The organism is Polaribacter sp. HL-MS24 (genome assembly GCF_032758595.1).
Lineage (GTDB): Bacteria > Bacteroidota > Bacteroidia > Flavobacteriales > Flavobacteriaceae > Polaribacter.
This window is the reverse complement of record NZ_CP136415.1, coordinates 1,366,710-1,380,153: the sequence shown is the minus strand read 5'-3', so window position 1 is coordinate 1,380,153 and position 13,444 is coordinate 1,366,710. Positions and strand designations below refer to the sequence as shown.

At 43.9% G+C, this 13,444-nt stretch carries 11 protein-coding genes; 10 read left to right on the top strand and 1 reads right to left on the bottom strand.

Translation table 11 applies throughout. From position 1 onward, the window contains the following. The first annotated feature begins 3 nt into the window (after positions 1–3). The 10 genes from RRF69_RS06520 to RRF69_RS06475 all read left to right on the top strand — a co-directional run bounded on the left by RRF69_RS06520 (position 4) and on the right by RRF69_RS06475 (position 11,387). Positions 4–666 carry an outer membrane beta-barrel protein gene (locus RRF69_RS06520; protein WP_316939039.1) on the top strand — a complete coding sequence of 221 codons (663 nt, stop codon included), beginning with the start codon at positions 4–6 and terminating at the stop codon, positions 664–666. A 21-nt stretch (positions 667–687) separates the two neighbouring features. Then, positions 688–1,998 (top strand): hypothetical protein, encoded by a 1,311-nt coding sequence (locus tag RRF69_RS06515; protein ID WP_316939038.1) that lies wholly within the window; start codon positions 688–690, stop codon positions 1,996–1,998. Further along, positions 1,992–2,261 (top strand): hypothetical protein, encoded by a 270-nt coding sequence (locus RRF69_RS06510; protein ID WP_316939037.1) that lies wholly within the window; start codon positions 1,992–1,994, stop codon positions 2,259–2,261. Before RRF69_RS06515 ends, RRF69_RS06510 begins: the two co-directional genes overlap by 7 nt. Next, positions 2,255–5,089 (top strand): hypothetical protein, encoded by a 2,835-nt coding sequence (locus RRF69_RS06505; RefSeq protein WP_316939036.1) that lies wholly within the window; start codon positions 2,255–2,257, stop codon positions 5,087–5,089. Before RRF69_RS06510 ends, RRF69_RS06505 begins: the two co-directional genes overlap by 7 nt. After that, complete coding sequence (locus RRF69_RS06500; RefSeq protein WP_316939035.1) at positions 5,086–5,352, top strand: hypothetical protein; 267 nt, start codon at positions 5,086–5,088, stop codon at positions 5,350–5,352. The genes RRF69_RS06505 and RRF69_RS06500 overlap by 4 nt, the downstream gene beginning before the upstream one ends. Beyond that, positions 5,349–5,915, top strand: coding sequence for a hypothetical protein (locus RRF69_RS06495; RefSeq protein ID WP_316939034.1), 567 nt, complete (start codon positions 5,349–5,351; stop codon positions 5,913–5,915). Before RRF69_RS06500 ends, RRF69_RS06495 begins: the two co-directional genes overlap by 4 nt. After that, positions 5,912–6,208: a hypothetical protein gene (locus tag RRF69_RS06490; RefSeq protein ID WP_316939033.1), complete on the top strand. Its 297-nt coding sequence runs from the start codon at positions 5,912–5,914 to the stop codon at positions 6,206–6,208. Before RRF69_RS06495 ends, RRF69_RS06490 begins: the two co-directional genes overlap by 4 nt. Continuing rightward, positions 6,202–9,198 (top strand): hypothetical protein, encoded by a 2,997-nt coding sequence (locus RRF69_RS06485; protein WP_316939032.1) that lies wholly within the window; start codon positions 6,202–6,204, stop codon positions 9,196–9,198. The genes RRF69_RS06490 and RRF69_RS06485 overlap by 7 nt, the downstream gene beginning before the upstream one ends. Before the next feature lie 23 nt (positions 9,199–9,221). After that, complete coding sequence (locus tag RRF69_RS06480; protein ID WP_316939031.1) at positions 9,222–10,187, top strand: hypothetical protein; 966 nt, start codon at positions 9,222–9,224, stop codon at positions 10,185–10,187. 261 nt (positions 10,188–10,448) lie between these two features. After that, positions 10,449–11,387 carry a hypothetical protein gene (locus tag RRF69_RS06475; protein WP_316939030.1) on the top strand — a complete coding sequence of 313 codons (939 nt, stop codon included), beginning with the start codon at positions 10,449–10,451 and terminating at the stop codon, positions 11,385–11,387. A 235-nt stretch (positions 11,388–11,622) separates the two neighbouring features. On the opposite strand, the gene RRF69_RS06470 is transcribed toward RRF69_RS06475, so the two are convergent. Next, on the bottom strand, positions 11,623–13,425 hold the full coding sequence (locus RRF69_RS06470) for a lysophospholipid acyltransferase family protein (RefSeq protein ID WP_316939029.1): 1,803 nt from the start codon (positions 13,423–13,425) through the stop codon (positions 11,623–11,625). Positions 13,426–13,444: the final 19 nt, after the last annotated feature.

The window sequence follows — 13,444 nt, the reverse complement described above, 5'->3', positions numbered from 1 at the left end:
ACCATGAAAAAGATTTTACACGCAACACTCCTGTTTTTATTCTTTGTACTCAGCAGTACAGCAATGGCACAACAAGTATATATCAGTAGTGGGTTTAGCAGAGCTGCTTTTGAGGATTATGAAAACAGTAAAAGTGAAACTAATTTGGACGATACGGGCTATGCCAGTCCGGAAAAATATGTGTTTGAAAGTGGATTTCGAATGAACATTTACAAAGAACGCGTAAAATTTGAGGCTGGGTTTTTGTATCACCAACACGAAATCAATACCGCTTTCATTTCTGGAGGCAGTAAAATACCCACAACCTACGAACTCTCCTATGTGGGATTGAAAGTGGGATTTCGAATGAACCTTCTTCGCTGGAAAAAACTCAAACTCCAAGTACATACGCACATTTCTAAAGATTGGTTGCTCTACGGAAGCAATACCTATAAAGACATCTTTCTAGATCTCTTTGAAGACAAAAGCATTGCTCGGTCGGTTACTAATTTTCACAGAGGATTTGGCTTCGAATATGAAATAAACGATCGCATTGCTGTCTTTACCAACTACAATCTGTCGACCAGCTTTAAGGATGGATCGGGTGATTCTTCACCTGGAGAAAAATATTATTTTACAACCAAGGCCGTCCAAATTGGAGTCCTTTTTAACATCAGTTCAAATTAAACAACTTAAATACACCATACAATGAATCTCGTACATAAAACAATTCTTTCCTTATTTCTTTTGAGTGCCTCATTTTTGTATGCACAAACACCAGGACTCAATTATCAAGCAGTTATTTTAAATACGGAAACCATAGAAGTTCCCGGAACTGACATCACTACCAATCAGATTCCCTTAGGATTGGAAGAAGTCGTCTTTCGATTTACGATTTCTAACGATACGGATCTTGAATATCTTGAAGAGCAATCGGTAACCACGGATGCCAATGGAATGGTCTCCTTGACGGTTGGGGAAGGAACCCCTCTTCGGTTCCGTTTTAGCGACATTGTTTGGAATGGTCAGGCCAAATATCTCAATGTTGAAATCAATATCATAAAAAACAATGAGGGCTTTACTTTTTTGGATTCGCGAAAAATTCTTTACGTTCCCAATCCTTTCCATGTTCCAGATTCAGGAATTACCACCATCATGCTTGCAGATTACGCAGTCACTTCAATCAAAATAGCCGATGAAAATGTAACCACAGCAAAACTTGCCAACGATGCGGTAGACACCGCTAAAATATTGGATGAAACCATCCTAGCAGAAGACATTGCTTCGGGCGCGATCACCACCGATGAACTATTGGATGAAACCATCACATCCGCCGACATTGCGGACAATGCAATTACCACCACTAAAATCTTAAACGAAACAATTACCGAAGCAAAACTTGCCAACGATGCGGTGACGACCACCAAAATAGTGGATGCCACCATCTCAACCGCCGACATTGCGGACAATGCAATCACAAACGCCAAGATTGCTTCCGGAGGGGCTGACAAAGTATTGGTGACCGACGGAACGGGAGCCGTTGAGTGGATTTACAAAACCAGCCTGTCCGCAGCTGCCGTCGCAGATGGAAACTCGATCGAGGGTTCCGGAACCACCGCAGATCCTTTCAAAGTGAAAAATGACGGGATTCTTGTAGACATGATTGCTGACAATGCCGTTACCACAGATGAAATCGCAAACAATACCATCACAACTGCCGATATTGCTACCGGAGGGACTGACAAAGTATTGGTCACTGACGGAAGTGGAGCCGTGGCATGGATTGACAAATCCAGCCTGTCCGCAGCTGCCTTAGCTGATGGGATTTCTATCGAAGGAGCAGGAACCACTGCTAATCCGTTCAAAGTGAAAGACCTGGGGATTGTTACTACCATGATTGCGAATGCCAATGTAACCGAGGAGAAATTGGCTGACGATGCCGTCACCACAGATAAAATATTGAATGCAACCATCCTAGCGGAAGATATTGCTTCCCCAGGAATGAAAAAGTATTGGTAACCGACGGAACGGGAGCCGTTGCATGGATCGACAAAACCAGCCTGTCCGCAGCTGCCTTAGCAGATGGGATTTCTATCGAAGGAGCAGGAACCAGCGTAAGTCCGTTCAAAGTGAAAGACCTGGGGATTGTTACTACCATGATTGCGAATGCCAATGTAACCGAGGAGAAATTGGCTGACGATGCCGTCACCACAGATAAAATATTGAATGCAACCATCCTAGCGGAAGATATTGCTTCCCCAGGAATGAAAAAGTATTGGTAACCGACGGAACGGGAGCCGTTGCATGGATCGACAAAACCAGCCTGTCCGCAGCTGCCTTAGCAGATGGGATTTCTATCGAAGGAGCAGGAACCAGCGTAAGTCCGTTCAAAGTGAAAGACCTGGGGATTGTTACTACCATGATTGCAGATTTGAATGTAACCGAAGGGAAACTGGCTACTGATGCCGTTACCACGGTAAAGATTGCTGCAGATGCTGTCACCACCGCAAAGATTTTAGACGCCAACGTTACCACCACAAAAATTGCAGATTTGAATGTAACCGAAGGGAAATTGGCTACTGATGCCGTTACCACGGTAAAGATTGCTGCAGATGCTGTCACCACCGCGAAGATTTTAGATGCCAATGTAACTGCTGCTAAAATTGCACCTTCAGGTACCATCAATCAAGTATTGGTGACCGACGGAAGTGGAAACGTGGCATGGTTGGATAAAACTGGCTTTGGAGCCGTAGCAGATGGGATTTCTATCGAAGGAGCAGGAACCAGCGTAAGTCCGTTCAAAGTGAAAGACCTGGGGATTGTTACTACCATGATTGCAGATTTGAATGTAACCGAAGGGAAACTGGCTACTGATGCCGTTACCACGGTAAAGATTGCTGCAGATGCCGTCACCACCGCAAAGATTTTAGACGCCAACGTTACCACCACAAAAATTGCAGATTTAAATGTAACCAAGGAGAAATTGGCGGCCGATGCTGTCACCACCGCGAAGATTTTGGACGCCAACGTCACCACCACAAAAATTGCAGATTTGAATGTAACCGAAGGGAAATTGGCTACTGATGCCGTTACCACGGTAAAGATTGCTGCAGATGCTGTCACCACCGCGAAGATTTTAGATGCCAATGTAACTGCTGCTAAAATTGCACCTTCAGGTACCATCAATCAAGTATTGGTGACCGACGGAAGTGGAAACGTGGCATGGTTGGATAAAACTGGCTTTGGAGCCGTAGCAGATGGGATTTCTATCGAAGGAGCAGGAACCAGCGTAAGTCCGTTCAAAGTGAAAGACCTGGGGATTGTTACTACCATGATTGCAGATTTGAATGTAACCGAAGGGAAACTGGCTACTGATGCCGTTACCACGGTAAAGATTGCTGCAGATGCCGTCACCACCGCAAAGATTTTAGACGCCAACGTTACCACCACAAAAATTGCAGATTTAAATGTAACCAAGGAGAAATTGGCGGCCGATGCTGTCACCACCGCGAAGATTTTGGACGCCAACGTCACCACCACAAAAATTGCAGATTTGAATGTAACCGAAGGGAAATTGGCTACTGATGCCGTTACCACGGTAAAGATTGCTGCAGATGCTGTCACCACCGCGAAGATTTTAGATGCCAATGTAACTGCTGCTAAAATTGCACCTTCAGGTACCATCAATCAAGTATTGGTGACCGACGGAAGTGGAAACGTGGCATGGTTGGATAAAACTGGCTTTGGAGCCGTAGCAGATGGGATTTCTATCGAAGGAGCAGGAACCAGCGTAAGTCCGTTCAAAGTGAAAGACCTGGGGATTGTTACTACCATGATTGCAGATTTGAATGTAACCGAAGGGAAACTGGCTACTGATGCCGTTACCACGGTAAAGATTGCTGCAGATGCTGTCACCACCGCAAAGATTTTAGACGCCAACGTTACCACCACAAAAATTGCAGATTTAAATGTAACCAAGGAGAAATTGGCGGCCGATGCTGTCACCACCGCGAAGATTTTGGACGCCAACGTTACCACCGCGAAAATTGCAGATTTAAATGTAACCGAAGGGAAACTGGCTACTGATGCCGTTACCACGGTAAAGATTGCTGCCGATGCTGTCACCACCGCAAAGATTTTAGACGCCAACGTTACCACCACAAAAATTGCAGATTTGAATGTAACCGAAGGGAAACTGGCTACTGATGCCGTTACCACGGTAAAGATTGCTGCCGATGCTGTTACCACCGCGAAGATTTTAGATGCCAATGTAACTGCTGCTAAAATTGCACCTTCAGGTACCATCAATCAAGTATTGGTGACCGACGGAAGTGGAAACGTGGCATGGTTGGATAAAACTGGCTTTGGAGCCGTAGCAGATGGGATTTCTATCGAAGGAGCAGGAACCAGCGTAAGTCCGTTCAAAGTGAAAGACCTGGGGATTGTTACTACCATGATTGCAGATTTGAATGTAACCGAAGGGAAACTGGCTACTGATGCCGTTACCACGGTAAAGATTGCTGCAGATGCTGTCACCACCGCGAAGATTTTAGATGCCAATGTAACTGCTGCTAAAATTGCACCTTCAGGTACCATCAATCAAGTATTGGTGACCGACGGAAGTGGAAACGTGGCATGGTTGGATAAAACTGGCTTTGGAGCCGTAGCAGATGGGATTTCTATCGAAGGAGCAGGAACCAGCGTAAGTCCGTTCAAAGTGAAAGACCTGGGGATTGTTACTACCATGATTGCAGATTTGAATGTAACCGAAGGGAAACTGGCTACTGATGCCGTTACCACGGTAAAGATTGCTGCAGATGCTGTCACCACCGCAAAGATTTTAGACGCCAACGTTACCACCACAAAAATTGCAGATTTGAATGTAACCGAAGGGAAATTGGCTACTGATGCCGTTACCACGGTAAAGATTGCTGCCGATGCCGTCACCACCGCGAAGATTTTGGACGCCAACGTCACCACCACAAAAATTGCAGATTTAAATGTAACCAAGGAGAAATTGGCTGACGATGCCGTCAGCACAGATAAAATATTAAATGCAACCATCCTAGCTGAAGATATTGCTTCCCCAGGAATGAAAAAGTATTGGTGACTGACGGAAGTGGAACCGTGGCATGGATCGACAAAACCAGCCTGTCCGCAGCTGCCTTAGCAGATGGGATTTCTATCGAAGGAGCAGGAACCAGCGTAAGTCCGTTCAAAGTAAAAGACCTGGGGATTGTTACTACCATGATTGCAGATTTGAATGTAACCGAAGGGAAACTGGTTGACGATGCCGTCACCACAGATAAAATATTGAATGCAACCATCCTAGCGGAAGATATTGCTTCCCCAGGAATGAAAAAGTATTGGTGACCGACAACACGGGAGCCGTGGCATGGATCGACAAAACCAGCCTGTCCGCAGCTGCCTTAGCAGATGGGATTTCTATCGAAGGAGCAGGAACCAGCGTAAGTCCGTTCAAAGTGAAAGACCTGGGGATTGTTACTACCATGATTGCAGATTTGAATGTAACCGAAGGGAAACTGGCTACTGATGCCGTTACCACGGTAAAGATTGCTGCAGATGCTGTCACCACCGCAAAGATTTTAGACGCCAACGTTACCACCACAAAAATTGCAGATTTGAATGTAACCGAAGGGAAACTTGCTACTGATGCCGTTACCACCGCGAAGATTTTAGACGCCAACGTTACCACCACAAAAATTGCAGATTTAAATGTAACCAATGGGAAATTGGCTAACGATGCCGTTACCACCGCGAAGATTTTGGACGCCAACGTCACCACCACAAAAATTGCAGATTTAAATGTAACCAAGGAGAAATTGGCTGACGATGCCGTCACCACAGATAAAATATTGAATGCAACCATCCTAGCGGAAGATATTGCTTCCCCAGGAATGAAAAAGTATTGGTGACTGACGGAAGTGGAAACGTGGCATGGATCGACAAAACCAGCCTGTCCGCAGCTGCCTTAGCAGATGGGATTTCTATCGAAGGAGCAGGAACCAGCGTAAGTCCGTTCAAAGTGAAAGACCTGGGGATTGTTACTACCATGATTGCGAATGCCAATGTAACCACCGCTAAAATTGCAGATTTAAATGTAACCAATGGGAAATTGGCTGATGATGCCGTCACCACAGATAAAATATTGAATGCAACCATCCTAGCGGAAGATATTGCTTCCCCAGGAATGAAAAAGTATTGGTAACCGACGGAAGTGGAAACGTGGCATGGATCGACAAAACCAGCCTGTCCGCAGCTGCCTTAGCAGATGGGATTTCTATCGAAGGAGCAGGAACCAGCGTAAGTCCGTTCAAAGTGAAAGACCTGGGGATTGTTACTACCATGATTGCGAATGCCAATGTAACCACCGCTAAAATTGCAGATTTAAATGTGACCAATGGGAAATTGGCTGACGATGCCGTTACCACCGCGAAGATTTTAGATGCCAATGTAACTGCTGCTAAAATTGCACCTTCAGGTACCATCAATCAAGTATTGGTGACCGACGGAAGTGGAAACGTGGCATGGTTGGATAAAACTGGCTTTGGAGCCGTAGCAGATGGAACTTCTATCGAAGGAGCAGGAACCACTGCTAGTCCCTTCAAAGTGAAAGACCTGGGGATTGTTACTACCATGATTGCGAATGCCAATGTAACCACCGCTAAAATTGCAGATTTAAATGTAACCAAGGAGAAATTGGCTGCCGATGCTGTCACCACCGCGAAGATTTTAGACGCCAACGTTACCACCACAAAAATTGCAGATTTAAATGTAACCGAAGGAAAACTAGCTGACAATGCTGTTACTACGGTAAAGATTTTAGATGCCAATGTAACTGCTGCTAAAATTGCACCTTCAGGTACCATCAATCAAGTATTGGTGACCGACGGAAGTGGAAACGTGGCATGGTTGGATAAAACTGGCTTTGGAGCCGTAGCAGATGGAACTTCTATCGAAGGAGCAGGAACCACCGCTAGCCCTTTCAAAGTAAAAGACTTGGGGATTGTTACTACCATGATTGCGAATGCCAATGTAACCACCGCTAAAATTGCAGATTTAAATGTAACCAAGGAGAAATTGGCTGACGATTCCGTCACCACCGCGAAGATTTTAGATGCCAATGTAACTGCTGCTAAAATTGCACCTTCAGGTACCATCAATCAAGTATTGGTGACCGACGGAAGTGGAAACGTGGTATGGTTGGATAAAACTGGCTTTGGAGCCGTAGCAGATGGAACTTCTATCGAAGGAGCAGGAACCACCGCTAGCCCTTTCAAAGTAAAAGACTTGGGGATTGTTACTACCATGATTGCGAATGCCAATGTAACCACCGCTAAAATTGCAGATTTAAATGTAACCAAGGAGAAATTGGCTGCCGATGCTGTCACCACCGCGAAGATTTTAGACGCCAACGTTACCACCACAAAAATTGCAGATTTAAATGTGACCAATGGGAAATTGGCTGACGATGCCGTTACCACCGCGAAGATTTTAGATGCCAATGTAACTGCTGCTAAAATTGCACCTTCAGGTACCATCAATCAAGTATTGGTGACCGACGGAAGTGGAAACGTGGCATGGTTGGATAAAACTGGCTTTGGAGCCGTAGCAGATGGAACTTCTATCGAAGGAGCAGGAACCACTGCTAGTCCCTTCAAAGTGAAAGACCTGGGGATTGTTACTACCATGATTGCGAATGCCAATGTAACCACCGCTAAAATTGCAGATTTAAATGTGACCAATGGGAAATTGGCTAACGATGCCGTTACCACCGCGAAGATTTTGGACGCCAACGTCACCACCACAAAAATTGCAGATTTAAATGTAACCAATGGGAAATTGGCTAACGATGCCGTTACCACCGCAAAGATTTTAGACGCCAACGTTACCACCACAAAAATTGCAGATTTAAATGTGACCAATGGGAAACTGGCTAACGATGCCGTTACCACCGCGAAGATTTTGGACGCCAACGTCACCACCACAAAAATTGCAGATTTAAATGTAACCAATGGGAAATTGGCTAACGATGCCGTTACCACCGCGAAGATTTTAGACGCCAACGTTACCACCACAAAAATTGCAGATTTAAATGTGACCAATGGGAAACTGGCTAACGATGCCGTTACCACCGCGAAGATTTTGGACGCCAACGTTACCACCGCGAAAATTGCAGATTTAAATGTAACCGAAGGAAAACTAGCTGACAATGCTGTTACTACGGTAAAGATTGCTGACAATGCCGTCACTACCGCGAAGATTTTGGACGCCAACGTCACCACCACAAAAATTCTAGATTTAAATGTAACCGAGGAGAAATTGGCTGCCGATGCCGTCACCACCACAAAAATTCTAGATTTAAATGTAACTAAGGAGAAATTGGCTGACGATGCCGTCACCACTGATAAAATATTGAATGAAACCATTCAAACTGAAGATATCAAAGCAGCTGCCGTCACCACCACAAAAATAAAGCCCTCTACGACTTTTAATAAGGTATTGACGACGGATAACGCTGGTACAGTGAAATGGGATGTTGTTTCAAACAACTTTCTTGGAAACAGAACCATTCACCATAACGTTGCCACCGTACTGGCCATTACCGAAGAAAGTCACAACAATGCCGACATCCACATAGAAAGTACAGGAGATTTGAGTATTACCAATACCTTTGTGAACGACGCAACCAATTTCTACATCACCAACACCACGGCTGCAGACCGTACACTGAACTTTACCGGATTTGCGGGAGCCTACTTGAGAAACGGGGGGGACATCACTGAACAAGTTAGTGGACTCACCCTAAAAGCCAATACCCGCTATCTCTGCCATATTACAAAAAACTTAACAAGTTACTTTTTTAACGCGACCGAAGCTTCTGGGGCTGTCAAATTGGGTACGATACATTTAATTGAAACCCTAACCAGCACTGGCACACCTGCTATTGAAAGTAGTGTGGTATTGGTAAACCTAGGGGCAGACACAACAGTAGCATTGGCCTCTGTATCCAGCTATCCCACAGGCTTTGAATTGGTCATTAAGCGCTCAGGAACATATATTGGTACCAATGATAATATTACAATAGACCCGAATGGTGGTGAAACGATAGATGGTATTGCAACACTTTCTTTGAACTATGGCTATCAACGGATACGGATCGTAAACACGGGAACTGAATGGATACAAATAGATTAACATAAAACAAAAATTTTCAAATTATGAAAACTAGATATTTAATTTTACTCCTAATGACGAACATTGGACTTTTTGCCCAAAAAGGAATAGGAACCAACAACCCAAGTGAATCCGCGGTTTTAGAACTTAGTTCTACCCAGAAAGGCTTTTTGCCCCCTAGGATGACACAAGCTCAAATGCTAAACATTGCCAACCCCGTTGAAGGTTTGATGGTCTATTGTACGAACTGTACTCCTGCTGCGCTATACATGCATAACGGGACTGAATATAGTGCTCTTTTGTTGGCCAATCAGCAATTGACTGTGAGCAACTGTACTGGTTTTTCAGAGACCTTACCTACTGGCCCATCCAATGCAACGGGTGTTGATTTTCGTGTTGAAGTCACGAATAGTGGCTTTGCACCCATGACTTTTACACCAAACATTTCGGATCTTACGCTGAGTGGTGCCGGTTTGGGTACAGTGACTGTTTCTGGGGTAAGTCCCAGTCCGGTTTCACTGACTTCGGGACAAAGTCAGGTCATCACCTTTTCGTTATCTGGGGTTGCATCAACTACTGGGGGTCTTGCTGTGAACGGTGATTGGAGTAGATTTGGCGCAGTATGTTCCAATGCAACTCAGACTGAACCACCTTTTACTTTGACTAATGCTAATACTAGCTTTCAAACAACAGCTACAGGCACCTTTCAAGCAGCTATAGATGCATCAGGAAACACAATTAATGACTTGATTTCAGAAGGTGATTTGGCCGATATGCTTTCTAATTCCAATTCAGATACCTTAAATGAAATAGCTGGAATTCTAGGAATTACACTTCAGTTTTCAGGGACTGATGGGACTAATCTTATCGCTCGTAGAGATAATACGACGATAGTACGCTATATAATTCAGCAAAGCCAATTGAATAGTATCATAACAGACATAATACCCTTAAATGTAAATAGTGTTAATTTAACAAGTGGTTGGGCTAAGGTATTAATTTTTAAGTAATCGACTGTTCCATCATTCCTGTTGGCTTTGTTTTCTATCGGATATTGAAATACTTTGTAATGTAAAACAGGTGCTTAGCAGGCATTCACTACTAGCGCGGATTGAGGCTCTGGAAAAAGCTCTGAAAGACTAGCTCTAGTATCCGTAGTGTTTCGCTGTATCAAATTGTAATAACTGAATTCTATGTTCATACCAGCATCGATTGAAATCGATGCTACTTAGAAACTTTAAATGATGAAAAGGAGCTGTTTAATTTTCGTTTTGATCACGAACATTGGGCTTTTTGCCCAAAAAGGGATAGGGACCAACACTCCGAATGAATCTGCGATTTTAGAACTTCGTTCTACCCACAAAGGCTTTTTACCACCTAGGATGACACAAGCTCAAATGCTAGCCATTATCAACCCCGTTGCAGGTTTGATGGTCTATTTTACGGACTGTGCTCCTGCTGCGCCATACATTCATAACGGGACAGAATATAGTGCTCTTTTGTTGTTCAATCAGCAATTGACTGTGACCAACTGTACTGGTTTTTCGGATGCATTTCCTTTAGGTCCAACCGATGCAACGGGTGTTGATTTTCGTGTTGAAATCACGAATACTGGCTTTGCAACCTTGTCACTTACCCCAAGTATTACGGATCTTACGCTGAGTGGTCCTGGTTTGGGTACAGTGACTGTTTCTGGGGTAAGTCCCAGCACATTGGTAACTTTATCAGCCGGACAAAGTCAGATCATCACCTATTCGTTTTCTGGTGTTGCAGCAACTACTGGGGCACTTGATGTGAACGGTGATTGGAGTAATTTTGGCGCAGTATGTTCCAATGCAACCCAGACTGAATCATCTTATACTTTGACTAATGCTAATACTAGCTTTCTAACAACAGCTTCAGGCACCTTTCAAGCAGCTTTAGATGCATCAGGAAAGACAATTAATGACTTAATTTCAGAAGATGAATTACTCGATTTGATTGCAAATTCCAATTCAGATACCTTAAATAAAATAGCTGGAATACTAGGAGTTACACTTCAGTTTTCAGGGACTTATGGAATTAATATTGTCGCTCGTAGAGATGATACGACGATAGTTCGCTTTCTTTTTAAACAGAGTGAATTGGATACTGTCATACAATCCAGTTATATACTGGGAAGTAGTGTTTCTCTGCATAGTAATTGGGGTAAGCTATTAATTTTTAAGTAATCGACTGTTTAACCGTTGTTGATGGATTTTTTTCTCTACTTTAGGTCGCTTTGTAGTGTAAAACAGGTTTTAGCAGGCATTCACTACCAGTACGAATTGAGGCTTTGGAAAAAGCCGTTCAAAAAGACTAAGAAAACAGCCCCTCCAGGTGGAGGGGCTGTTTCGTTTCAGGCTGTTGTGGGGCACTGCTGAAACCGCTTTACTGCCCTGCAGAAGGAGAACGGCCAGGAACGTTTTAGGCTTTGCTGTTGTTGGATTTGCCCTCCAGAGCTGCTTGAAATTCTTCCATTACGGGTCGTACCGTACTCTCGGGAATGTCGGACACTTTAATGTACATCAGGCCATCGACGGCATTGTTGAATTTAGGGTCTACATTGAAGGCCACCAAGCGGGCATTCTGTTTGACATATTTTTTAATCAATACAGGAATTCGCAGTGCACCGGGCTCTATTTCGTCAATGATTTTGTCAAACTTTTGCAGGTCGGCTTTGCTGGCATCAAAAACAAAATCCTTGTCGGCATCTTTGAGCTTTACCTTGTATTCTTTTTTGGGCTGTATGTACTGCGCCAAATACGGATCGTAATAGTGCGATCGCATGAACTCAATCATTAAGGATTTGGAGAAATCAGAAAACTGATTGCTGATCGAAACACCGCCCATTAAAAAGGTATGGTCTGGATACCGCAAGGTAACATGTACAATGCCCTTCCACAACAAAAACAAAGGCATGGGTTTTTGTTGGTACTCCTGAATGATAAAGGCCCTCCCCATTTCGATGGTTTTTTGCATCATGGGATGCAATTCGGGTTCAATTCTAAAGAGGGTTTGAATGTAAAACCCTTTGATCCCATGATTTTTATAGATCTCCTTCCCGATCCCCATTCGATAGGCACCCACCAAACACTGTGCAACTCGGTCCCACAAAAATAGGTGGGAATAGTACTGGTCATAGACGTCCAAATCGATCGCTTTGTTGGTTCCCTCGCCAATGGCCCTAAACGTCACTTCGCGCAGGCGTCCAATCTCTTGCAAAAGATTGGGAATGTGGGTGGCTTTTGCAAAAAACACCTCATAGTTTTTGCTTTCCAACAAGCGCCCATCGGAAGCCCGCAGGGCATCAACTTCTTGAATGCACATTGCGTTGTTTTTCTGAGGAGTGATCTTTTTTACTGGTTTTTTAATTTTCATATGCTGGGTAGAAAGCAAGGGGCTCTTGCTTTCAAAAGGGTTTGCCAGCATATAGGTCTTCTTGCGAAGAAATTCGTACAACGAAGGAATATCGGGATAGGCGCTTTGATCCTGAACCGAAATCGGTTTCCCAATTCGGACTTTAATGACCCTATTTTTCTGAGAAATTACTTCGGAAGGTAATTTTGCCGTTCGCAGGGTGTCGCTAATTTTCGACAAGACATAAAAAAGGCGACTGTTTTTGGCATGAAAATAAATTGGAATGACCGGCACATTGGCTTTTTGAATCAACCGAACTGCACCCTCTTCCCAAGGTTTGTCTACTTTTAACTTGCCATCTTTGTAGGTAGAAACCTCCCCTGCTGGAAAAATTCCCAAGGGCTTACCTTCTCTCAGGTGCAGGAGTGCACTTTTGACACCCGCAATACTGGAGTGGGCATCCTTTCTGTTTTCAAAAGGATTGACCGGCATCACATAAGGTTTGAGCGGCGCAATGCGATGCAAAAGAAAATTGGCAATGATTTTATAATCGGCTCTTTTTTCAATCAAGAGTTTCAACAAAAGGACCCCGTCTATCCCACCAAGGGGGTGGTTGGAAATCGTAATAAAAGGCCCCTCTTTGGGAATTCTTTGGAGGTCTTCTTCAGGAATTTCAAAATCAATATTGCAGTCTTCTAAAATTCCGTTTAAAAAATCCAGGGATGTTTTGTGTTTGTTCTTGTTGTAAATTGCATTGATGGCAGAAATCCGCAAAACACGAAGCAACAACCAACCTATAAAATTGCCTACAAACCCAAAACGCTTTAAACCAATTACTTGAGAAACCTCTTTTGCTGTTACTAATGCCATATGTTTATATTAAACCCCA

Coding starts and splice junctions, on each gene's coding strand:
- RRF69_RS06520 (WP_316939039.1), top strand. CDS start 4: ATGAAAAAGATTTTACACGCAACACTCCTGTTTTTATTCTTTGTACTC.
- RRF69_RS06515 (WP_316939038.1), top strand. CDS start 688: ATGAATCTCGTACATAAAACAATTCTTTCCTTATTTCTTTTGAGTGCC.
- RRF69_RS06480 (WP_316939031.1), top strand. CDS start 9,222: ATGAAAACTAGATATTTAATTTTACTCCTAATGACGAACATTGGACTT.
- RRF69_RS06470 (WP_316939029.1), bottom strand. CDS start 13,425: ATGGCATTAGTAACAGCAAAAGAGGTTTCTCAAGTAATTGGTTTAAAG.